The 21,790-nt window shown below is 64.5% G+C and carries 22 protein-coding genes and 1 pseudogene; 11 read left to right on the top strand and 12 right to left on the bottom strand.

Annotated elements, in window-relative coordinates; translation table 11 throughout:
* Nucleotide 1 precedes the first annotated feature (1 nt).
* Together LZC95_10030 and LZC95_10025 are read right to left on the bottom strand one after the other, a co-directional pair.
* Nucleotides 2–1,210, bottom strand: coding sequence for a hypothetical protein (locus LZC95_10030; protein ID WXA97171.1), 1,209 nt, complete (start codon nucleotides 1,208–1,210; stop codon nucleotides 2–4).
* A gap of 53 nt (nucleotides 1,211–1,263) precedes the next feature.
* On the bottom strand, nucleotides 1,264–2,202 hold the full coding sequence (locus tag LZC95_10025) for an EamA family transporter (GenBank protein WXA97170.1): 939 nt from the start codon (nucleotides 2,200–2,202) through the stop codon (nucleotides 1,264–1,266).
* 154 nt (nucleotides 2,203–2,356) lie between these two features.
* Here LZC95_10025 and LZC95_10020 point away from each other — a divergent pair, with 154 nt between their 5' ends.
* The gene (locus LZC95_10020) at nucleotides 2,357–3,790 is read left to right on the top strand and encodes a PLP-dependent aminotransferase family protein (GenBank protein WXA97169.1); all 1,434 of its coding nucleotides are present in this window, start codon (nucleotides 2,357–2,359) and stop codon (nucleotides 3,788–3,790) included.
* A gap of 29 nt (nucleotides 3,791–3,819) precedes the next feature.
* Entirely contained in the window at nucleotides 3,820–4,470 is a 651-nt protein-coding gene (msrA, locus tag LZC95_10015; protein WXA97168.1) for a peptide-methionine (S)-S-oxide reductase MsrA, read from the top strand.
* On the opposite strand, the gene LZC95_10010 is transcribed toward msrA, so the two are convergent.
* The 5 genes and pseudogenes from LZC95_10010 to LZC95_09990 all read right to left on the bottom strand — a co-directional run bounded on the left by LZC95_10010 (nucleotide 4,457) and on the right by LZC95_09990 (nucleotide 9,818).
* On the bottom strand, nucleotides 4,457–5,230 hold the full coding sequence (locus LZC95_10010) for a BON domain-containing protein (GenBank protein WXA97167.1): 774 nt from the start codon (nucleotides 5,228–5,230) through the stop codon (nucleotides 4,457–4,459). The two genes, msrA and LZC95_10010, sit on opposite strands and share 14 nt — an antisense overlap.
* A 230-nt stretch (nucleotides 5,231–5,460) precedes the next feature.
* Nucleotides 5,461–5,787 carry a thioredoxin gene (gene trxA, locus LZC95_10005; protein ID WXB00316.1) on the bottom strand — a complete coding sequence of 109 codons (327 nt, stop codon included), beginning with the start codon at nucleotides 5,785–5,787 and terminating at the stop codon, nucleotides 5,461–5,463.
* Between the two features lie 141 nt (nucleotides 5,788–5,928).
* Nucleotides 5,929–6,222, bottom strand: a pseudogene (locus LZC95_10000) (Rrf2 family transcriptional regulator).
* 149 nt (nucleotides 6,223–6,371) lie between these two features.
* A complete protein-coding gene (locus LZC95_09995; protein WXA97166.1) occupies nucleotides 6,372–8,750 on the bottom strand; it encodes a DUF1343 domain-containing protein in 2,379 nt (792 codons plus the stop codon).
* Nucleotides 8,751–8,927: 177 nt separating this feature from the next.
* The gene (locus LZC95_09990; GenBank protein WXA97165.1) at nucleotides 8,928–9,818 is read right to left on the bottom strand and encodes a hypothetical protein; all 891 of its coding nucleotides are present in this window, start codon (nucleotides 9,816–9,818) and stop codon (nucleotides 8,928–8,930) included.
* 167 nt (nucleotides 9,819–9,985) lie between these two features.
* Here LZC95_09990 and LZC95_09985 point away from each other — a divergent pair, with 167 nt between their 5' ends.
* Both LZC95_09985 and LZC95_09980 read left to right on the top strand, forming a co-directional pair.
* Entirely contained in the window at nucleotides 9,986–10,231 is a 246-nt protein-coding gene (locus tag LZC95_09985; protein WXA97164.1) for a DUF2007 domain-containing protein, read from the top strand.
* A gap of 11 nt (nucleotides 10,232–10,242) precedes the next feature.
* Nucleotides 10,243–11,106, top strand: coding sequence for an aldo/keto reductase (locus tag LZC95_09980; protein ID WXA97163.1), 864 nt, complete (start codon nucleotides 10,243–10,245; stop codon nucleotides 11,104–11,106).
* Between the two features lie 31 nt (nucleotides 11,107–11,137).
* Here LZC95_09980 and LZC95_09975 read toward each other — a convergent pair whose 3' ends face one another.
* Nucleotides 11,138–12,925 (bottom strand): NAD(P)/FAD-dependent oxidoreductase, encoded by a 1,788-nt coding sequence (locus LZC95_09975; GenBank protein ID WXA97162.1) that lies wholly within the window; start codon nucleotides 12,923–12,925, stop codon nucleotides 11,138–11,140.
* 55 nt (nucleotides 12,926–12,980) lie between these two features.
* On the opposite strand from LZC95_09975, the gene LZC95_09970 reads away from it, so the two are divergent.
* The 5 genes from LZC95_09970 to LZC95_09950 all read left to right on the top strand — a co-directional run bounded on the left by LZC95_09970 (nucleotide 12,981) and on the right by LZC95_09950 (nucleotide 15,845).
* A complete protein-coding gene (locus LZC95_09970) occupies nucleotides 12,981–13,754 on the top strand; it encodes a hypothetical protein (protein ID WXA97161.1) in 774 nt (257 codons plus the stop codon).
* On the top strand, nucleotides 13,751–13,906 hold the full coding sequence (locus LZC95_09965; GenBank protein ID WXA97160.1) for a zinc-ribbon domain-containing protein: 156 nt from the start codon (nucleotides 13,751–13,753) through the stop codon (nucleotides 13,904–13,906). The genes LZC95_09970 and LZC95_09965 overlap by 4 nt, the downstream gene beginning before the upstream one ends.
* An 84-nt stretch (nucleotides 13,907–13,990) precedes the next feature.
* Entirely contained in the window at nucleotides 13,991–15,016 is a 1,026-nt protein-coding gene (locus LZC95_09960) for an alpha/beta fold hydrolase (protein ID WXA97159.1), read from the top strand.
* Between the two features lie 32 nt (nucleotides 15,017–15,048).
* Entirely contained in the window at nucleotides 15,049–15,543 is a 495-nt protein-coding gene (locus LZC95_09955) for a hypothetical protein (protein ID WXA97158.1), read from the top strand.
* A 68-nt stretch (nucleotides 15,544–15,611) separates the two neighbouring features.
* Nucleotides 15,612–15,845 carry a hypothetical protein gene (locus LZC95_09950; GenBank protein WXA97157.1) on the top strand — a complete coding sequence of 78 codons (234 nt, stop codon included), beginning with the start codon at nucleotides 15,612–15,614 and terminating at the stop codon, nucleotides 15,843–15,845.
* A 170-nt stretch (nucleotides 15,846–16,015) separates the two neighbouring features.
* Here the strand turns inward: LZC95_09950 and LZC95_09945 are convergent, their stop codons facing one another.
* Entirely contained in the window at nucleotides 16,016–16,888 is an 873-nt protein-coding gene (locus LZC95_09945; GenBank protein WXA97156.1) for a polyphosphate kinase 2 family protein, read from the bottom strand.
* Nucleotides 16,889–16,948: 60 nt separating this feature from the next.
* Between LZC95_09945 and LZC95_09940 the strand changes: the two genes are divergently transcribed.
* Nucleotides 16,949–17,794 (top strand): hypothetical protein, encoded by an 846-nt coding sequence (locus LZC95_09940; protein ID WXA97155.1) that lies wholly within the window; start codon nucleotides 16,949–16,951, stop codon nucleotides 17,792–17,794.
* A 2-nt stretch (nucleotides 17,795–17,796) separates the two neighbouring features.
* On the opposite strand, the gene LZC95_09935 is transcribed toward LZC95_09940, so the two are convergent.
* The gene (locus tag LZC95_09935) at nucleotides 17,797–18,420 is read right to left on the bottom strand and encodes an XRE family transcriptional regulator (protein WXA97154.1); all 624 of its coding nucleotides are present in this window, start codon (nucleotides 18,418–18,420) and stop codon (nucleotides 17,797–17,799) included.
* A gap of 161 nt (nucleotides 18,421–18,581) precedes the next feature.
* On the opposite strand from LZC95_09935, the gene LZC95_09930 reads away from it, so the two are divergent.
* A complete protein-coding gene (locus LZC95_09930) occupies nucleotides 18,582–18,815 on the top strand; it encodes a hypothetical protein (GenBank protein ID WXA97153.1) in 234 nt (77 codons plus the stop codon).
* A 14-nt stretch (nucleotides 18,816–18,829) separates the two neighbouring features.
* Here LZC95_09930 and LZC95_09925 read toward each other — a convergent pair whose 3' ends face one another.
* Together LZC95_09925 and LZC95_09920 are read right to left on the bottom strand one after the other, a co-directional pair.
* Complete coding sequence (locus LZC95_09925; protein WXA97152.1) at nucleotides 18,830–20,566, bottom strand: serine/threonine protein kinase; 1,737 nt, start codon at nucleotides 20,564–20,566, stop codon at nucleotides 18,830–18,832.
* A gap of 32 nt (nucleotides 20,567–20,598) precedes the next feature.
* Nucleotides 20,599–21,726, bottom strand: coding sequence for a VWA domain-containing protein (locus tag LZC95_09920; GenBank protein WXA97151.1), 1,128 nt, complete (start codon nucleotides 21,724–21,726; stop codon nucleotides 20,599–20,601).
* Nucleotides 21,727–21,790: the final 64 nt, after the last annotated feature.

Below are 21,790 nucleotides of genomic sequence, written 5' to 3'. Positions count from 1 at the left end.
CTTACCTCGCCTCGCAGTAGCCGTGGCGGCACGTGCCGCTTGCACAAGTATCGGTGCACGCCGTGCAGCTCGTCGAACCGTTGGGCACCTTGCTCTCGTAGTAACAGCCGCATGGCTCGGGATCGTCGTAGAGCGAAAGGTCGCCGCCGTCGCTGGAGCGCATGACCTTCATCGCGCACTCGGGCACGAGGCCCTTGTCGATGACCACCGCCAGACCGTCGACATCGGGCAACGTCGCCCGGCCCATCACCAGATCGAGGAACAACCGGGCCCGGGGCAAAAGCGGCCCGCCCGTCGCGCCAATCGGCTCGATGTAAATCGTCGGCGCCCATGGGAAATAATGACCATCGCGCAGATTGCGCTTGTCGAAGCTCGTCGCCGTCGAATCCGGATAATACGCATAATGCTGTTTGGCCGCCTGGAACGCGAGCAAGGTCACCTTGTCGCGGTTTGCATCGTAAATCTCGGTCCCCAAGAGCCCGATGGCCTTGTCCGGATTCGCCGCCGCCGCAGACCCGGTAAGGGCCGCGAGCACTTCGGACGATTTTTCGAATTGCGTCCCCTTCATGCGCGGCGCGGGAATGCCCAATGCTGCTGCCAGGGTGAGTAACGTGCTTTTCGTCGTTTTGCGAATGTAAAAGAATTGGTCGTCAACCCATGGAAGCGCATGGCCCTGGGGACCGAAGCCACCAAAGGCGAAATACCCTTCTTCGGCGGTGATTGCGCGCTGCGAACTCGCCTTGGGCACCGCGAAGCCGTAGCCCTGAATGGGCCCCTCGACGAGCCGCATGTCCGACGGCGGCGGACTCGTATCGCAACTCGACAAATACGTCGCACCGATGCCGAGATCGATGGGCAGTCCAATGCCATCGGGCACGGTACACTGAAGCGGCGGATCGCTGGTTTTCCAGTCTTTGTTCTCCGCCGTCGAAGGCATGTACGAGAGCACCGTCTTCTGCGGGATGTTCTTGTGCCCGTACATGTACTCTTGGACGGTGCACGTGCCGCCGGTCTGGTAGATGACGGTCATGGGCGACGTCGCCGAGTCGCGGAGCTTGCGCCCCATCGCTTTCAAAAGCGGCTCCTGTGTGTCGCCCGAAAAGATCACCAGGGGATTCGAGAGCGTCGTGCACAGCGGCGGATCGGCCGCCGCCGCCGTTCGAGCCCACATCCCGAGCACCCCTGCCAGCAGCGCGGTACCGCGTTTCATGCACCGACTTTTGCACATGCAACGCGGACCCGTTGTTACACCTCGTGTAACGCTTATGTAACGCTCGCCTTTTTGCCGGTCATGATGAACACCACGCCCAAGACGACGAGCAGCGCGGCGACGGGCGTGGAGACGCCCACGCGCTCGTGGCCAATGACGATGCCGAAGGCCACGCCCACGAGCGGATTCACATAGGCGTAGCTCGTGGCCACCGACGCTGGCGCGTGACGAATCAAATACGTATACGCGGAGAACGCGACCAGCGATCCGAAGATCACCAGGTACACGAGCGCGAGCACCGCATGGTGCGGCAACTCGGAAAGCGGTGCCTCGGGCAAGCGCTCGCCCAGCGCAAAACCTGCGGCGAGCTGCGCCACACCGCCCACGATCATCTGTGTGGCCGCCGCCATCATGCCCGGGGCCAATGGCAACTTGCGCGTGAGGTTCGTGCCCAATGCCCAACAGCCCGCGGCCAAGAGCAACAACAGGAGCCACTCCGGCGAGCCGCCCATGTCGCCGATCCCCATCACCAGGATACCCAAAAAGCCGAATCCCAATCCGATCCATTGACGGCGCGAGGTGCGCTCGCCCATGGCTGCCGCGATGAGGGCCGCGAAAAGCGGCATGGTGGCGATGATGACGACCGTGGCGCTCGAGGAGACGTGCTTTTCCGCCAGGGCTACCAGGCCATTGCCCATCATGAACAAAAGCAATCCGCCCGGAATGGACGCGAGCCAATGACGGCGCGTGGGGAGCGCGTTGCGTCCGCCGATGACCAAGAGCAAAAGCAACAGCGTGCCGGCCGCGAGAAAGCGCCCGCCGCTCGCGGTCATCGCGGGAAGTACCTCCACGACGTATCGAATCGCCAGGTACGTCGAGCCCCAAATGAAATAAAGAAGACCGAGACAGACCGCGACCGGCGCCGTAATTCCGCGCCACGCGGTCGATGTAGGTGGCAAAACCTCCGCTAGTTCCGTCTTCGTCGTCGCCATGGTCGGCCATTGTGGGGTCGCATACGGGCTCTGCACAGATACAGATGCCCGTTCTTTCGACCAGTACAGATGCCATCTGTTCTGCAGGACTTCGCTACGATCTGTGCCGGTGTTAAGCTGGCGTCGTGTCGTCGCTGCGCTATGGTGGCCAGCCGTGGATGACCAGGGTAGCGAGCTTCTCTATCGCCGCATCGCCGCCGACATTTCGTCCTTGATCGAAGAGGGCGCGCTTCGTCCCGGCGACCGGCTTCCCTCCGTTCGCCGCACGAGCCGCGATCGGCGCGTGAGCGTTGGAACCGTGCTCGCCGCCTATCTCTCGCTGGAGAAGGACGGCTTCGTCGAGGCGCGGCCCAAATCGGGCCATTTCGTGCGCCGCCGCCACGAGACTCCCGCGCCATTGCGCCGCAAACGCATCAAAGTTGCGCCGGCGCGCATTTCGGTCTCCACGGGCGTCGCAGCGCTCATGTATTCGCTGCGCGAGAAAAGCGTGCTGCCTTTGGGTTCGGCGGTGCTGGCGCCGGAGCTTCTGCCCATTCGCGCGCTGAACCGCACCCTCGCCACCATTGCGCGGGAGATGCCCGTGCGCGGGGGCGGCTACGAGCCGCCGCCGGGGCCTCCGAGCTTGCTCCACCAGCTCGCGCGACGCTCGCTCACCTGGGGCCTCGCGCTGGAGGAGGATGCCTTCATCACCACCGTGGGCGCTACGGAGGCCATGCACCTCTGTTTCCGCGCCCTCACCAAGCCGGGTGACACCGTGGTGGTGCACTCGCCCATGTACTTCGGCGGGCTGCAGCTCCTCGAGGAGCTTGGACTCCGCGTCATCGAGATCCCCACCTTGCCCGGCCGCGGAATGGATCTCGATGCGCTTCGCGACGCATTGAAAAAGACGCCCGTGCGGGCCTGTTTGGCCATTCCCAATTTCGACAATCCGCTGGGCACGTGCATGTCGGACGAAGCCAAAGAGCGCCTGGTGCGCCTGCTCGCCCGGCACGACGTGCCGCTCATCGAAGACGACGTGTACGGCGACATGGCCTTCGACGGCTCGCGCCCGCGTCCCGCAAAGGCGTTCGACCGCGATGGGCGCGTCTTGCTCTGCGGCTCCGTGTCGAAGACGCTCGCCGCCGGCTACCGCGTTGGTTGGGTGGTCCCAGGTCGTTACCGCGCACTCATCGAGCGCATGAAGTTCTCCCAAACCGTGGCCACCCCCACCCTGCCCCAACTCGCCGTGGCCGAATACCTCGCCGGCGGCGGGTACGATCGACATCTGCGGGCGGTACGCAACAAACTGCGCCTGCAGGTCCAACGCTTTCGCGAAGCCATCGCGCTCGCCTTCCCGCGCGGCACGTGCGTCTCCGATCCGGGCGGCGGCTTCGTCCTTTGGGTGGAAATGCCGCGGGAGGTGGATGCGCTCGCCATGCAGTCCGAGGGACTTCGCCGTGGCGTGGCCATCGCCCCTGGCCCTATCTTTTCCGCCCGGCAGCGTTACACGAATTGTATTCGTATCAGCTGCGGCATCCCTTGGTCCGTGCGCGTCGAGGAAGCCATCGCTACGTTGGGCGAGCTTGCCCATGCCCAGCTCAAAAGCTGACCGATGAAAAGCTGAGAGGAACGTGTCCCATGGCCCATGTACTTTCATTGCCGACCCCCGCCCAGGCCCTTCCCGGCCGCACCGAACGCATGCCGGTGCCCAAGAGCCATTACGTCAACGGCCACACCATCGTCCCGCCTTTTCCGGAGGGCACCAAGCTAGCGATTTTCGGTCTCGGCTGCTTCTGGGGCGCCGAGCGGAAATTCTGGCAGATTGGACCGGAGGGCGGCGTCTTCACCACCGCGGTGGGCTACGCCGGCGGCATCACGCCGAACCCGACCTACAAAGAGGTTTGCTCGGGCCTGACGGGGCACACCGAGGTCGTCCTCGTCGTCTACGATCCCAAGGTCGTCTCGTACGAGTCGCTGCTCAAGGTGTTCTGGGAGAACCACGATCCCACGCAGGGCATGCGCCAGGGCGGGGATATCGGCACGCAGTACCGCTCCGCCATTTACACCTTCGATGACGCGCAGAAAGCGGCCGCCATCGCCACGCGCGACGCGTACCAGAAGGTCCTCACGCGGGTGCATTACGGCGCCATCACCACGGAAATCGGCCCCGCGCCCGAGTTCTACTACGCCGAGGAGTACCACCAGCAGTACCTCGCGAAGAACCCGGGCGGCTATTGCGGCCTGGGGGGCACGGGCGTGACGTGCCCCGTGGGCGTTACGACGGCCTGACGTGCCCGTTGGTCGAGCGCTCGCGCGCGTCCATGGGCGGCATCTCCTCGCGCAGCGGCGAACCCGGGCCTCGCGCCCGCCGTGAGCCGCGGCGCTCGAGGGTGCGTGCGCGGCGCGCTCGGGTTTGCTCTTCCTTGTGCGCGGCCACACCGATCCCGAGGATGGTGCCAATCGGCAAGAGCAGCGACGGAGCCACCGCCCCCAGCGCGAGAATTCCCGCGGAGCTCAGCACCAGCCGGCCCGCCGGCGACGAGAGCCGTCGGATGACCGCAGGCTTCGTCGGCCGCGGCGCACCTTGAAGCGCCGGGATGCCCTCCGCGCGCGTGTGCGCGTCGAGCAGATCTTTGACGATGCCCACGCCCGGTACCCGCGCCACGTGGCGAATCACCGAAGCGCGCTCCTCGCTGAGCACCAGCCCCGTCAATTCGACGACCCCGCGGTCCACGGTCACGTGGATGGCGTGCGGATGGCTGCACACGCGCCCGAGCGCCGAGCGCACGCGCGCCTGCAGTACGTCGTCCGAAACGGTCTCGCGCGCAGCAAAGGTGTGAACCGCACCGTAAACCGCGCTCACCAAGCCGTGCATGCGATGCGAGAGATCGCGTGCGCCCGCGTCGACCTGGGCTCTTACGACGCCGGCGAAATGAACGGCTTTGTCGCGCGCCATCGCACGGCGACGCGCACCTTGCCGGGGATCGAAGAAATAGGTCACGCCGGACCCAACGCCCATCCCCAGGAGAAAGAGTTTGGCCATTCTCATGACGCGGCGGGCTCGCATCACATATGCCAGGGTTAGGGTTTAGGGTTTAGGGTTTAGGGTGTAGGCGACTACGGATCAGGGGGCCGTCCTTCCGAAACCCTAAACCCTGCCGTTTCGAGTTTAGGGGTTAGCGGTTACGGATCAGGGCGCCGTCCTTCCGAAACCCTAAACCCTAAACCCTAAACCCCAAACCCTACCATTCCGCCACACGCGTGGCTTTCGTGCCGAGCTCAGACGTCGAGAAGCTTGAGCAGCGCGTCCTTGTTCGTGAGACCCACGTGCTGGTTCTTCTTCTCACCACCCTTGAAGACGATGAGGGTGGGAACGCCGCGGATGCCGAAGCGCTGCGCAACGGACGGTGCGTCGTCGATGTCGACCTTGACGACCTTGTACTTCCCAACGTTCTCGTCGGCGATTTTGTCGACGATGGGGGCGATGGCTTTGCAGGGCCCGCACCACGTGGCGCCGAAGTCGACGAGGACCGGAAGATCTGCCTTGAGGACTTCCTTGTCGAAGTCCGCGTCCCCTACTTCGAGAACGTTCTTGCTGGATGCCATGATGTATCTCCTCGATTGGACTGATTTTTTGGATTGAGTTGGACGCCGCTTTTCCTGCTTCTCTACTTCCAATTTCGCGCGTGCGGCGATGTCGGCGATGGTTTGCTTGGCGAGACCTTCAAGGAGCGCTTCGTTCGCGGCGCGTGCCGCCTCGGCGAACGCGACGCGCATGCCGCCGCCAATGCGGCATGCGTCATTCGGTTCGCTCGGACTCGGCGGAATGGGCCCGGACGGCTCGGTGGCGAGGTACACGTCGCTCAATGCGATTTCGCGGGCGGGGCGCGCGAGCCGGTAGCCGCCGCCAAAGCCTTCGCGTGCTTCGACGAGGCCGGCCGTGCAAAGGCTCTTCATCACCCGGCGAAGGAATACCGGGTGCGTGTTGATGCTTTGCGCAACATGTTCGCTGGGGTAACCGTCCTCCAGTTGAGACAGCATCGCAAGAGCATGGGTGGCGATGGCGAACCTTCCCGACGACACGACAGGGACCTCTGGCGACAATCTGTAATCTTCGCGGTTTCAGATGTCAACGGGCCGGCGGCGCCAAGATTTTCGCCGCGAAAACCCGTTTCTCACCAGGCAGGAGCTCAGTAGAGGAGGTACTTGGCACGCTTGGCCTTGAAGGCCTCGAGCTCGCCAGCCCAGATGGCCTCCACCTCGCCAAGCGGTCGGCGCGCATCCAGTGCCTCGAGCACCCTTCGGTCGGCCACGAGCTTGTCCAAGTCGCCGAAGTGCCACTCTTTTGGATACAGCGCACGCAATGCCGCCGCGATGGCGAGCCCCGCATGCACGGGCTCGAACGACGCGCGCTGCCGGACGGTGAGCCGCACGCCGCCGCATCGCTGTCCCGTGTAAACGGCTTGGCGGGGCGTGAAGCTCACGGGCGCGAAGGTCACGCCAGGCACGTTGGCCGCGCGCAAGGCATTCGCGAGCGCGTTGCCGTCGATCCAGGGGGCGCCGATCACCTCGAACGGCATCTCGGTGCCGCGGCCGACGGAGAGGTTCGTTCCCTCGAGCAGGCCCACGGCGGGGTAGAGCACCGTTTCGGTGACGCTGCGCAGGTTCGGCGAGGGCGGTGTCCACGCGAGCCCCGTTTTGTCGAAGTAGTCACCTCGGCGCCAACCGCGCATGGGGACGACTTCGAGCGGCGTACCCGCGTGGTCCTCGGCGTTGAAGAGCAGCGCGAGCTCTCCCATGGTCATGCCGTGGCGCACGGGCAGCGCGCTCTCGTTGACGAAGCTTTTCGCCACGGGCACGAGCACGGGGCCGGCAACGTCGACGCCGTCGATCGGGTTGGGCCGGTCGAGCACGACGACGCGCACATGGTGCTTTGCGGCAGCCTGCATCAGGTGCCGGAGCGTCGATGCGTAGGTGTAAAAGCGCACGCCCGCGTCCTGCAGGTCGACGACGAAGGTGTCGATGGTCGCCAGGCTCTCCGCTGAAGGCTCGAATCCGTTCTCGCCACGCCCGTACAAGCTGTAGACGGGCAGGCCGCTTTTCGGGTCGCGCCCATCGCCGATTTTCCCTTCGCGATCGCTGCCCAGCCCGTGCTCCGGTGTAAACAGTGCCACGAGCTTCACGTCGGGCGCGGCGGCGAGGACCTCCACGGTGGAGCGGCCATCGCGTGCCTTGCCCGCGGCGTTGGTCACGAGTCCGATTTTCGCCCCGCGCAGGCGGCGGAACTGCTCGGCGCGCAGAACGTCGATGCCCGTCGAGACGATTCCCCTCGCGTTCGGCACGGGTTCCCCCTCTCCGGGGGAAAGGGCCCGGGCGGCGAGGGTGCCGATTCGCCCGGCGAGCAAGTTGATATTGCCCTTTCCCTCCGGATGAACGCGATTCGACAAGACGATGACGAAGAGGTCTTGCTCCGGATCGATCCAGAGCACGGTGCCCGTGTACCCACCGTGCCCGATGGATCGCGGCGACCAGCCCTCGCCGCGGCTGCCCGAATAGGAGCTTTTGACATCCCACCCAAGGGCGCGAATGCCACCGGGCACGTCGTGCGGGGCCATGAACTGCTGCGCGGTGCGCGGCGACCAGATGCGCCGCCCATCGAGCTCCCCTTCCCCGAGCATCGCCTGGGCGTAACGCGTGAGGTCTTCGGCGGTCGAGAAGAGCCCCGCGTGTCCGGCCACCCCGCCAAGGAGATAGGCGCGCGGATCGTGCACCTCGCCGCGCATCCACTCGCCGTTGCGCTGCTCGGTAACGACGGCACGCGGGCGAAGGGCGGGCGCGGGCTGAAAATCGGTTTGCGTCATGCCCAGCGGGCGGAACACGTTGCTCGCCGCGAACGTGGAAAGCTCCTGGCCACTCACGCGCTTGACGATTTCCTCGAGGACGAGGAAGCCCACATCGGAATAGACGAACGCCTGCCCCGGAGGCACGCGCGGAACCAAATCGTAGATGCGCTCCATGGCGACGGCGCGACCCAGTTCGAAGTCGCGCAGCGGGGTCTCGACAGGCAACCCCGAGACATGCGTCAGTAGCTGCCGCACCGTGATGGCACCTTTGCCCGCGCGCCCGAACTCGGGCACGTAGCGCGCGGCGGGTTCGTCCAAGGCGACGAGGCCCCGGTCGACGAGGACCATGATGCTCGACGCGGTCGCCATCGGCTTGGTGAGCGACGCCAGGTCGAACACCGTATCGAGGGTCATCTCCTCCGGCTCGGGCGCATACGCACGAAAGCCATACGCGTGGCGAAAGAGCACTTTGTCCCGGCGCCCCACGACGACCACGCACCCGGGGAATCGTCCCTCCATGAGCGCAAGATCGACCGCGTGATCGATGGCACCGAGCCGCGCATCCGCAATGGGAGCAATCGCCGCTTCGGCGGGGGCGGGCGCCGGTTTCGGTTCCTTCTCTCGCAAGACGAGGGGGGCCGAGGGTGGTGGACTTCCCGCACGTTCACCACCGCACACGGCTAGGCCTGCGCAGGCCACCAGGCCCGCCAAGACGAAGTCCCTCACATTCTCATTATGACCGGAACTCGTTCCATCTCGCCAAGCTTCGAACGCATTCTCGACAATCGCGGTGGAGCGCGACGAATCGTCGGGTGAATGCGACGCCTGGGGTGGTAACGGCGATTGCCGGTGAGACACATGGGCACCGCCACCTCACGCGACGGTGCCTCCCTGCGCCTGCAACTATTTGCGAAGCTGACGGCGACGCACGATGCCAATCGCCACGGCGCCCAAGCCCATGGCGAACAAGGAGCCCGAAACCGGCGCACCACCCGGGGCCGTCGCGCCCGGTGCTGCCGCGCAGGAGGCGCTCGCGCTGGCCTCACCCTCGCAGGTATTGCCGTAGCAGCGTCCGCTCGCGCTCGCATTGACCTTGATGTGGAGCGCGTCCTCGAGGGCGTTGACGCAGTTCTCGAGGTTGTTCCCGACGTCGACGTACTGACCGTCGCAGTACAGCGCTCCCTCGGGCTTCTGGCATTGCGCTTTGCACCCGCCACTCAGGTTGGCCTGGCACGACGCATAGCCTCTGGCCTGGCAGTCGACGTTGCACTTGAAGTTCGACTGCGCCGTGCAGCTTCCTTGGCAGCTTGCCTGGCACTTGCCCTGACAGGACGGGGGCGTTCCGCTGCATTTCGCATCACAGGAGCCCTTGCAGCTGGCCTTGCAGGACGCCTTGCACTTCGAATCGTTGCTCGAGCAATAACCATCGCACTTCGCGTCGCACGTGCCTTGGCAGTTCGCGGAGCAATCGAAGGTCCCCGGATCACACTGCGCGTTGCAGTCGGCCTCGCACTGTCCGGTGCAGCTCACCGTCGCCGAGCCGGTGCATCCTCCTCGGCAGCTCACATCCAGCTTGGCTGCGCACGCAGCCTCGAACCGAACCGGTTCGCAATGGGCGACGCATCCGCCCTGGACCTCCACCACACAGTTGGCGTTGGCGCTCACGTCGATGTTGCCGCAGGCCGAGAGATCGGCGGCTTGCGCAGCCGCTGGCAGGGCAAAGTAAGTGCCCACTGCAGCCAAGGTCATCGACACGGCGCGAAGGAGACCCGAAACCCGGTGATTGTCACCCATGAGAAAACCCTCCGAATTCAAGCAAAACCGCGCTGCAAGGCGATCATCGTAGCAGACGCGTCTCACCGTTGGACGCAAGGCGATGGCGATTCATTCGCGACGGCATCATCATCTCCCAGGTTGGTCTACATACCGCATCGGTTTCGACCGAACGAAAGGAGCGGACCATGGATGCCGAAGATCTGGTCGTCGTAGCATCATTTCGAACGGCCCCCGAGGCGGAGCTTGCGAAGGAATTGCTCGAGAACGAAGGCATTTCTGCTTTCCTCGGAAACGAGATGGCAGCAGGTCTCATGCCGTTCCTCACACCCGACCTCGGCGGTATTACCCTGCAAGTGCAGCAAAAAGATGTGCCACGGGCCAGGGAGGTGCTGACCCCGCCCGTGAATGCTCCTACGTCTACCCCCACTTGATCGGGCCTGACATGCAAACAGCTCAACTTGGATCGAACGGCCCCGTCGTCACGCGGCTCGGTTTCGGCGCGATGCACTTGTCGCTCGCCGGCCGCCCGAGCGAGGCCGATGGAGAACGCACCCTTCACGCGGTGTTCGACGCCGGCGTGACCTTGATCGATACCGCGAACGCCTACTGCATCGACGACTCGGACATCGGTCACAACGAACGACTCATCGCGCGTGCGCTCGCGAGCTGGCGCGGCGACCGCGAACGCATTTTGGTCGCCACCAAGGGCGGCCTGCGTCGCCCGCGCGGCGAGTGGCCCACCGATGGGCGACCGTCGGCCTTGCGCGAGGCGTGCGAGGCGAGCCTGCGCGCGCTCGGTCGCCAGGTCATCGACGTGTACCAGCTCCACGCACCGGATTCGAAGGTGCCCTTCACCGACAGCGTCGGCGCCCTCGCTCGGCTTCGCGAGGAAGGAAAAATCCGTCACGTGGGGCTCTCCAACGTGAACGTCGCGGAGATCGAACAAGCGCGCGCCATCGTGCCCATCGTGAGCGTGCAAAACCGATTCGGCCCCATGTCGCGCGACTCGGAGCGAAACGGCGTCATCGCCCACTGCGCGAAGCAGAACATCGCGTTTCTGCCATTCGGTCCCTTCGGCGGTTCGCGAAAGGCCAAAGCGCTCGCCGAGCTGGGAACCTTGGGCAAAACCGCCGCCTCCTACGGCGTCTCGCCGCACCGCCTCGTGATCGCGTGGATCCTCGCCAAGTACCCGGGCCTCTTCCCCATCCCTGGCAGCACCCGCCGCGAAGCCATCCTCGACCTCGTGGCCGCCGACAGCATGCGCCTCACCCCCGACGACATCCAGCGCATCGACGCGTCGTTTTAGTCAAACGAGAGAATTGTAAAAAACAAATTCCCTAATCTACGAGCACGGTCGTTTGCCACAAGACGAACGCCCGTGCTTCGACGGCGCTGCGAACCTCGGCGTCGAGGTCGCCGGTGATTTCGAGGGATAGGTCGTCGCGAACGCGAACCCGTTCGATGGGCGCGTGGGGGAACTCGCGCGCGAGCTCCTTCTTCAAACGAAGGCCGAGCCGGTCGAAGAGCCCCGCCACGCTCTTTTCGTCGATGTCCTTCCAGAGAACCACCGCGGGAAAGGGCAGCTCTTTGAGCACCACCTCGCGCGCGGCGAGATCCGTTTTGCCGGTGAAGCGCTCCAGGACGCGTGCGAACACGCTGCCGTAGTTCTTTTGCACCTGGTCACGACGAAACAGCTCGTCGAGGCTGGGCCCCACGCGTTTCTCGAGCGAGCGCACACCATCGAGCCCATTGGCGAAGAGCCCCTCGTTGCGCGCAAAGTATTCCCCCGAGTCGCGCAGCTTATCGGCCAAGGCCACGAACTGCCGCGCCATGGTGCTCTGGGCCATCAAAATGCGATCGGCAAAGCGAAGCTCGTCGCGCAGAAACGCGATGTCTCGCAGCTTGCCGGCCATGAAGGGCCAGAGCACGAGATTGTAGTAATTGTTGAAGTCGAGCCAAAACTTGAGCCGAAATACGTCGTAGCTCCCGAAGATGGGATACAAATCGATGTACAGTCGTATCGTCGATTCGTATTTGAATCGATAATAGTCGTTGTACGTTCCCACCTTCGTGCGAAACGCCTCCGCATCCCCGTCGAGATCCGACGCGATCATCGAGGCAATGAACTCGTTCGCGGTGGCGATGAAGTCGGAGCCCGGGCTGTAGAAGGGGTCGGTGAATGCGCCCGCCTCACCGGTGAGCGCCCAGCGGTCCTCGGAGAAGTACACGTCGGAGCGGTACGGCAGGTGGGCGTAGGCCTGGAAATCCTCGAAGACGGCGCCCTCCATCAGATCGCGAACGGCGCGATGCTCGCGCAGGAAGGCCTCGAAGGCCGGCCGGGTGCGCACGCTATCGCCGATGCGGCTCTTGTCGTAAACGACGCCGACGCTCATGAGATCTCCCGCGAGCGGGATGAACCAGATCCAGTAGCCGTCGTACATCAAATGGTTCGTCGATAGATGGCGCGACGTCCATCGCACGCGCTGGCGCCACTCGGGATCGCTCGGCGCATCGAGCCCGGCAACATTTCGGTAACGTCCCCACGCGGCCGCCGTGGGAAGACGCTCCTCTTTGTGAACCTTGTGGCCGCGTGCGCGCGTGAGAAGCTGCCTTCGACCGGTCGCATCGCAAAGCCAGCGGGCACGTACTTCGTGACGTTGGCCCTCCTGCTCGCCGTCTTGGTACACCACGCGATGAGGGGAGCCCACCGCGACCTCGACCACCTTGGCTCCGAGTTGGACGTCAATCCCGATCGCGCGATTCAAATCGACCAAATCGCGCTCCAAAGCGGCGCGTTCGAGCTGAAAACTCGGACAGTACGGCATATGATCCGAACCGATCTCGCTCATCCGTGTAAGTGGGAGCGACTTGTCCGCGTTGTCGAAAAAGAAACGGAGACCATTTTTCGGGAGCTGATGCTGATAGAGGTACGTACCCAGATTCAAACGGGTGATCATGTAATGAGCAGCCACCTCCACGGTCGATTCACCGACCTTGAGGTTGTCGATCTCTTTCGCCTGTTCGAGCACCAGGATCGACAAAGAAGGGCGCTCGAGCTTCAGCTGACGCGCTAGAAATGCCCCTGCAATTCCGCCCCCTGCGATGACCACGTCGTACGATGTCATTTCACTCATCGTTGGTTTGGGCCTATGAAAGGACACAACCTGTCCGGAGACAACCATGACGAAGCCTTTCTCTCGTTCCTCGCGCCGTTCGGTTCTCTGTGCTGTCGTTCTCGCGGGGAGCATCGTCCCCTTGGCCGGCTGCGGAAGCAGCAACAAGGAGGCGGAGCAGCCCCCCCCGCAAGGGACCTACGGTGCGTACCCGCAACAGGGACAGTACCCGCAGCAGCAGCCCGGCCAGTACCCCCAGCAGGGGCAGTATCCGCAGCAACAGCCCGGTCAGTACCCGCAGCAGCAGCCCGGCCAATACCCGCAGCAGCAGTATCCGCAGCAGCAGCCGGGCCAATACCCGCAGCAGCAGCCCGGCCAGTACCCGCAGCAACAGCCGGGCGCGCAGCAGCCTGCCCCCGCACCGAGCGGCATGCCGGCGCCAGGCAACGTGGATCCCGCGCTCGTGAACATGCTCATGACGCCGCTCGCCGCACGCTATGCCCCGGGCATGCAGCCGGAGGGGGCGCCCATCACCGCGCAGCTCTCCGAAGGGCAAAGCACGTCGATGACGGTCTCGATGCAGGCGGGCAAGTGCTACACGATCATCGGCGCGTCGCCGATTGGCGTGGGCGTGAAGGATCTCAACCTGAACCTCCTCACGCCGCCGTTCTACACGGTGTCGGCCGGCCAGGATAAGACGACGAGCAACGAAGCCGTCATCGGCGCCTCGCCCAACCCGACGTGCCCCATGCTTCCGGTTCCGGTGGCGTACAAGCTCGACATCCGCGCCAACAAGGGCTCCGGCCCGGTCGCCGTGCAGGTATACTCCAAGGCGAAATGATCGAAGGCAAACCCCCCGAGGACGATCCGGTGATGGAGATCCGCTGCCCGAAGTGCAAGGCGACGGTGAAAATCACCGTGAGCGAGGCCGAGGCGGGGATGAAGGTGAAGTGCCCCAAGGGCCACGACGTGCCCTTGGTCAAGGCGCTCTGAGCGTCTGTCGCGTGATTTGGGCCGCGTGATACGACGTGATACAACTTGACATACGTATCACGTTGTATCACGCTGCGGCCCATCATGCTCGGTCTCGCAGGGCCCCGGCGCGCGTTCACGCAGCTGGGGGGACTCGATCTCCATTGGGCAGAAATGGGGCGCGGGCGGCCGCTGGTGCTGCTGCACGGCATCTCCGACTCGCACGGCACCTGGTCGCGCGTTGCGCCGCGCCTGGCACGACATCGCCGGGTCATCATGCCGGACCTGCCCGGACACGGATTTTCCGGCCGCCCGCACGCTAGCTACGGCCTGGATTGGTACGCCGAATCCATTGGAAAATGGCTCGATGCGCTCGGCCTCGACGACTTCGATCTCGTCGGCCACTCCTTCGGCGGCGGCGTCGCGCAGCGGCTGCTCCTCGAGCAGGCCGGCGCGCGCGTGGGCCGGCTGGCCTTGGTCGCCAGCGGCGGGCTCGGCACCGGCGTGGGTCTGCCGCTTCGCCTTTGCGCCTCGAGCGGCGTGGTCGAGCATTTCGGCCAGCCCTTCATGGGCCTCGGCACCCGCATCTTTTTGCACCACGCGGCCGTTTTCGATCGGGAGGAGATCGACGGCCTTTCGTGGTTGAACTCGCAGCCCGGCTCCGCACGCGTCCTCTCGCGCACCACGCGCGACGTCATCGATTGGCGCGGCCAGACGAAGCATTTTCTCGACCGCGCGCACGAGATCGAGCATCTCCCGCCGATGATCGTCTACTGGGGCGATCGCGATCCCATCATTCCTGCGCGCCACGCAACGAGCGTCACCGACTACCTCGAGGGCCTTTACGTCGTGCAGCTCGCCGGGTGCGGCCACTTTCCGCATCGTGAATGCCCGGACGTGTTCGCCGGCTCGCTCGAAGCCTTTCTCCAGGCCGATCATCAACGACGACCGCGCCTTCGCGGTCCCGGCCTCTTGCCACCGCGCGCCGAGCGAACGCGGCGAGCTCGCGCCGGCTCGCATGGCCGTGCTCACACCTCGGGATCGCCGTTCTTCGCGCGGCTTTGGGAGCGCGTTGCGGCTGTGTTTGGGTTTCGCAAGCCCTATTTTACAGAATCAGCACCCGTGACTTGACGCGTGATACACACCGCGTTATGTATCACGGCGTGACACAGAGAGACCCGCAGCGAGACAAGGTCGACGGCGTGGATGGTTCACGCGCGGTCGAGGACAGCGACGATGCAGAGCCCAAAAAAGAGCGGGTGCTGCACACGCGCGTTCCAGCCGTGCTCGAGCGGGAGTTGAAACGGTTCGCGGACAATCTTCGCGTTCCCGTTTCGAACTTGGTGCGCACCATCTTGGAAGATGCGCTCAACGTCGCCGACGCCGCGACGGAAAATGTGGAGTCACGTCTGCGCAACGCGGCCAAGCAACTCGAGCACGAGCGCGAGCGGCTCAAGGCGCGCGTCAAATTCGATCCGTTGAAGGACGTATTCGCATTTCAAAGCGTCACCCTCGCGCAAGATGCCACGTGCGCAAAGTGCGAACGGGATCTGGCGGCGGGGTCGCGGGCGAACTTGGGGCTCACCGACGAGCCGACCAACGGCAAGAAGAAGCCGCGCATCTTCGTCTGTGACGAGTGCCTTCCCGGCGCTCGCTGAACCGAAAAACGAAGTTCGAATTTCCAAATGGCCGACGTTCAACCGGCTTTACACAGGAGAGGTACGCCATGAGCACGAACGAAACCAGCACCGTTGCCACCGAGACGCCCGCCACCGAAAACGCCGGCGCCGAGAAGAAGTCGCCGAACACCCTCGTCGACATCATTTTCGATCTGGGCACCGAGTGGGCAACCTACGGCTTGGGCCTCGCCAAGTCCGCCCTCGAGCAAAGCGCCAAAACCCTCGAGAAGCTCGCCCAGTCGATCGACGGCCTCAAAAAACAACTCGCCAGCAAAGCCTGACCCCCGGCGCCTGCGGTGCGCTCGGAGAGGATTGAACAGGGAGGCGGGGAGGCGGGGAGTTTTTTTGGTTTCCATTCGGCCAATTCGGCCAACTGGAGAACCCCAAAAAAGCGTTCCGCGCTGCACCGTGTTGATTCCCTCCCCGCCTCCCCGTCTCCCTGTAATTCTTCTCAGGATTTCTCGAGGCGGGAGCGCATGAGTTTTAGCTTTTTCACTTCGCCCGTACTTAGCTTGGGATAGTCGATATCCATGTTTTTCATGGTGCGCGCGACGATGTCGGCGACGGCCCATCGCATGAAGGGTTTGTCGTCGGCCGGGATGGCGTACCATGGGGCCCAGGGGCGGGATGTCTCGTTGAGGATGTCCTCGTAGCCGGACATGTATTTCGTCCATTGCTCGCGCTCATCGATGTCCGACGGTTGGAACTTCCAATTGGCGGAAGCATCGTCGATGCGCGCGAGCAATCGCTTTTTTTGTTCTTTCCTGGATACGTTGAGCCAAAACTTGAGAATCACCGTGCCATTGCGCGCAAGATGCTTTTCGAAGTCGCGAATCGACTCGTAGCGCTCTTTCCACAATTTGGGCAGGGGCGGCATCGACGGGAGGCGCTGGCGCTCGAGGAACTCCGGGTGCACGCGCACGGTGAGCACTTCCTCGTAGTGGCTCCGATTGAACACGCCAATCATGCCGCGCTCGGGGAGCGCGCGGGCGATGCGCCACAAGAAGTCGTGATCGAGCTCCTCCTCCGACGGTGACTTGAAGGACTGCACCTGGCACGCCGCCGGGTTGGTGCCCGTGAGCACGGCGCGGATGGTTCCGTCCTTTCCGGCGGCGTCGATCGCCTGAAAGACCAAGAGCACCGAGTGGCGATTGTCCGCGTAGAGCTTCTTCTGCAGGTGCGCGATTTCGTCCACACACTGGGCAAGGCGCAGCTCCGCGTCCGGCTTGTCCGGCGCGCCCTTCGGCGGGGCGTTGTGCGCTTTTTTCACGCGGAAGGAGCCGTCGAACGGAACGAGGAAAGGGCTCTTCGGAAATTGGGGCATGGTTGACGCCGACCAATCTACGTCAGAATCCGCCGATTCCATGGTAAAAGGACCGATTCCATGCGAAGAGAGCACGCACTCCGCCTGGCCGCGATGGCACTCGTCGGATCGCTCGCGCTGGGCGCGGGGCGGGCCGAAGCAGCGCCCACACTTTCGCCGGAGTCGCAGTCCACCAAGGCGGGTGGCGATCTCAATTGGTGGAGCGCCAAGGGCGCGGGGTCGACCTTCGGGCTCATCCCTTTTCTTCAATATGGATTCGCGGAGCGCATCTACCTCACGGTCCATGCGCCCGTGGCGGTGAACATCAACGGCCCCGGCGGCAAGGGCTACGCGGGCATCGGCAATCCGACGGTCGGTCTGCACTACGCGTCCACGGCGCACGCCCTCACCTGGTACATCGGCGGGCGCGCGGCCATTCCGCTAGCCAGCGTGCACGACAGCGGTTGGCGCACGGCCATGATCCTTGGCAACTCCTCCACCGCGGGCCTCGACGTGCACTATTGGCTGCCGCAGTACCTGCCCATCGGTGCGTACGGCGGCGTGGAGTACTTGGCATCCCGCGCATTCATCCTGCGCGGCGAGGTGGCTCCGCAGCTTTTCATCCCCATCGAGGATGCCATCTCCCGCGGCACCGAAAACAAGGCGCGCTTCATCTACACCGCGCGGTTCGAGGCCGAGGGGCGCGCCGGCGGCGGCTTCGGCGGGGGCGTGGCGCTGCACGTCATGCACAACCCATCCGCCGACGGCGACAACGCACAGAGCGCCGCCGAGGGCTTCGGCTCCTACGACGATGGGAAACTCTTCGCCCGACTGGGCTTGCTCGTCGCCCTCGACGAACCGTTTGGATTCGGCTTCGATGAGGGCCAAGTCGCCACGGCACGCGCTCGCGCCGGCGTGCGTTTCTAACGCTAGCGATCGTCGCGCGCGTAGGTCATCACCAGGTACATCACCGTCTCGACGTCACCCGGATTCTCGTAGATGTGCGGCCGATCGGCTTCGAAGTAGACGGCATCGCCCGTGTTCAAGGTGTAGCTCTCGCGATCCACGGTCAGGCGAAGAACGCCCGCTTGCACCACCAAGTTTTCCGTCGTGCCAGGCGGATGCGGATTGGCATCCTCGATGCCGTGCGCGGAGAGACGAAGCTCGTAGAACTCGACGGCGCGCCGCGTATCGAAGGGAAACAGCGCCCGTGACTTGAAGGTGCCATCGCGCGACATGAGCATGCGCGCGCGCGCTTGCGGCAAGAGCGACACCGTAGGCGTCACACCCGCGCCGCCGAGCAAGGACGAAAAGGGCACGTCGAGCGCGAGGGAGATCTTCCAGAGGACGTTGATCGTGGGCGTGCTCTGACCCAGCTCGATCTGCCCGAGCATCGCCCGGCTCACACCGGACTGCTTCGCGAGCCGCTCCAACGAAAGGCCGCGCTTGACGCGAAGGCGCCGCAAATTCGCCCCCACGATGGGCGTCAGATCGGCCGACGCATCGGGATGAGCAACTTCGCTGTCGCGCGGCTCGGCAGGCGAATCAGGCAAGTCACGCGGTGGATCGTGGGGGGGTGTCACAGGCAAACGCGCATCCTATCGCCCCACGCCTCCATTATTCTGGAAAGGCATTAGTCAAAACGAAGGCCATCAAGAGGCCGCTTCACGCGGCGGGGCATGGCTTTCACACGTAGTTTGTTCCATCCTGCATCATGGGCAAGACGTTGGACGGCTTCGATCGACACGCATCGAGCCCGCGCGCCAAGACGTTGCGACACCGATGCCCCGAGTGCGGGCAAACCATGCGCGGCACCGGCAAGCTTTACTACTTGGCTCAAAAGGACGCGTGGTTCGTCGAGTACTTCTGCGAGCGCGAGCAGGAAATCATCCCGCTCTGGTCGCCCGATACGCAAAAGCTGGCGGAAGAGATCGCCGCGGACGGCTAACTGAGCGTCACGCGTCAGGGAGACATCGATTGCTTCAAAACCGTGACGTCGTTTTCATTGACCACGACGTCGACGACTTTTTCCACGGCCGGGTCGGATACGCGCAACGTGATGTGGTGCGTCCCCTGTGAGGTGGATCGCTTGTAAATGGGCGACGGTCCCAGCGAAACGCGCCCATCGAGAACGTCGTCGCACGCAGGATCGCAGATGACCGTGAGGCGCCCTTTCGGGGCCGGCGGTGCAGCGGGCGGTGCCGCAGGACGGGGCGCCGTGCGCGCGGCCGAAGCCGCCTGTTGCACGGAGGCGGGCGACAAAATCGGTATCGCGCCACCCGATCCCGTTGCGGTGGCGCTCGCGCCCGTCGCGACGGCCGCACTCGTCGAACTGGGCGCGGGTGTTGGCGCCGGAGCGGCCGATGCGGACGCGGGCGGCGTGGTCGCCGCCACCGGCCCCGCGGTCGAGGGACGACGCACCGCGACGATGATCAGCACCGCCACGACGGCCAACGCGATGCCGAGCACCACGAAGAGCACCGTGGGCCCCATCGGATCGATCCGTCGCACGCGCATCGTCGTCGACGCGAGATCCGTAGGGGGCACCGGCGCCGCGCTGGCTAGAACAGGCGCCGGCATCGGCGCGGGAACCGGGGCCAGGGCACGCGGCGGCAACCGGCGCGCCGATGTCAGCGCCGCATGCGCGTTGCTCGCGTCGGGCGAGACCGGCAGCATGCCGCGGTGAAAGACATGCGTCACGTCCGCGGCGGTGAGGAGGCGCTCTTTCTTGCGCGCGAGCCGATCCGGAAACAGCTGCGACAGGTACCGCGCCACCTCGTCGTCGGTCACCACCAGCGCATCGCGCACGAGCACCTGATGCAGCGCGCGCGCAAGCGCCTTCGCCGTGACGAAACGCGCCGCCGGATCGGGGGCAAGCGCTTGCCGGATGAGCGACTCCACGTCGGCCGGAAAGCCGCGCACCGATTCGGAAAGCGCTGGAATGACGTTGCCGAGGATCTTCGCACGCGTCTCGCTTTCATCGCGCCCGCCGAAGAGGCGACGGCCCGCGCAGAGCTCCCAGAGGATGGCTCCCAACGAGAAAACATCGGCGCGGCGATCGAAGGCCTCGCCGCGCAGCAACTCGGGCGCCGTGTACGCAACCGCGCGGCCGACCATCGTCTTCGCCTGCCCTGGCTCGCCCGCGGAAAGCGTCACCATCGGCGCCGAGGGCTCGAGGACCTTCGTCACACCGTCGTACGTCACGACCAACCGATGAGGCGCAAGGCGCGCATGCACCAGGCGCATCGGGGTGCCGTTCGTCGCATGCGCGAGCTCGTGGATCGCATCCACACCGAGCGCGGCATCGGCCATGATGCGGCAGGCGATGTCCCAGGGAATGGGCATTTTCGCCTGCTGCGCGGCCATCAAGAGATCCTTCGCCGTCTCGCCGAGCAGATACTCCGAGGCCAGCCAGAGCATGCCCTCGGTGTCGCCCACGTCGAGCGTGGCCACCACATTGGCGTGCTGGATCCGCGCGGACGTGCGCGCCGACTGGAAGAAGGCATCCTTGAACTCGGGATCGCGCGAAAACCGCGCCTCGACCTCCAGCACCGACGTCCACCGCTGAAAGCCGTTGGGCCCTTCGAACCGCGCAAGGTGCAGCGGCCCGAAGGTGCCCTTCCCCACCTCCTCGAGCAGGTGGTAGCGCCCCACCATGCGGGGGACGGCTTTCGCCGGGGCCGGCGCGTCGGTGGTCATCCTCGTTGAACCTCGTGCGCCGTCATTACGTACTACGGATTGAAGTCCTGGGGTTGCTTCGCCGGCTGTGAACCTGACTGCGAACCTGACTGTGAAGAAGTTGTCGACGAGCTTGGCGGAGGTGGCAATCGCACCGAACCGCCCTGCGACGGTTTGACCGTGGCGCGAGCGCCCGCCTTTACCTCACCCTTTTCGCCGCCGGCCGACGACGACTTCTCCGCATCTTCCTTTTTCGGCGCGAGGGCATCCCCCTTCGACACATCGAAAGAAGGGGGCGTATTGGGATCGCATCCGTGGGTGAATCCAGAGGCGTCGAATTCACTTACGAGCGATCCCGAACGCTCTCCCTTTTCATTTTTTGCCTGCACGTGAATCTTCACTTCGTGCTTTCCCGCACGTGAAGGCGAGCAATAGCTCAAAAGGTAATACGATTTGGTCGAAGCTTCGATGCGCTGGGCGATATCGTCGAACGATTTGACGACCTCTTGTTTGTTGTCCGTGCGCGAGGTGCCGCTGCGACCGATGTCCTTCAGCTCGGACTCCTGCATTTCCTTGCCCAGGCCGATGGCAAACACTTCGTATTTGCGATCTTTGATCGCTTTTCGCATGTCGTCCTTGGTGACGCGTCCGGCTCGATCCGTACCGTCGCTGAAGACCACCAAGGTGCCGAACTTCATCGGGTGCTCGGCGTGGGCGAGGGCACGATCGAGCTCGGTGAGACCCTTCACGACGGCTCCGTTCAAGTTGGTGCTCGGGTCCTGCGGCTTGTACGAGAGCAAGCCGCGAATGGCGCCCTTGGCTCCGCCGGGGCTCCCGAACGGCGCCACCGCATGGATTTCCGGGCTGCCATCGAACGTGTAGACCGCAACCTTGTGCGACTTCTCGACGCGATCCGTGAAGGCCGTGGCGGCGTCGACCAACGTCTTCACTGCCTCGGGATCGCTGGTGACGCTGCCGCTCATATCCATGAGCAGCAAGGTGTAGTGCGACGCCGCAACCTCGGGGTTCAAGATGGTCTGCTTGCTCTCGCCCTCGGAAACGAGCGAGCCGTCCTCGTAGATGCGGAACTGATCGGCGGTGAGGCCGCCCACGGGCTCTCCGCCCGCTTGCACTTTGAAGTACACGGCCACGTTGCTCGGTCGGTTCTGCGTCGACTTCACGGGCGTGAGCTGGAGACCCCCTCCGCATCCAGTGGCAAAAGCCAACGAAGCCAACGAGACGAGG

This window comes from Sorangiineae bacterium MSr12523, assembly GCA_037157775.1.
GTDB classification, from domain to species: Bacteria; Myxococcota_A; Polyangia; order Polyangiales; family Polyangiaceae; genus Pendulispora; species Pendulispora brunnea.
Note: the sequence above shows the minus strand (reverse complement) of the source record. Positions and strands in the feature narration are given on the sequence as shown.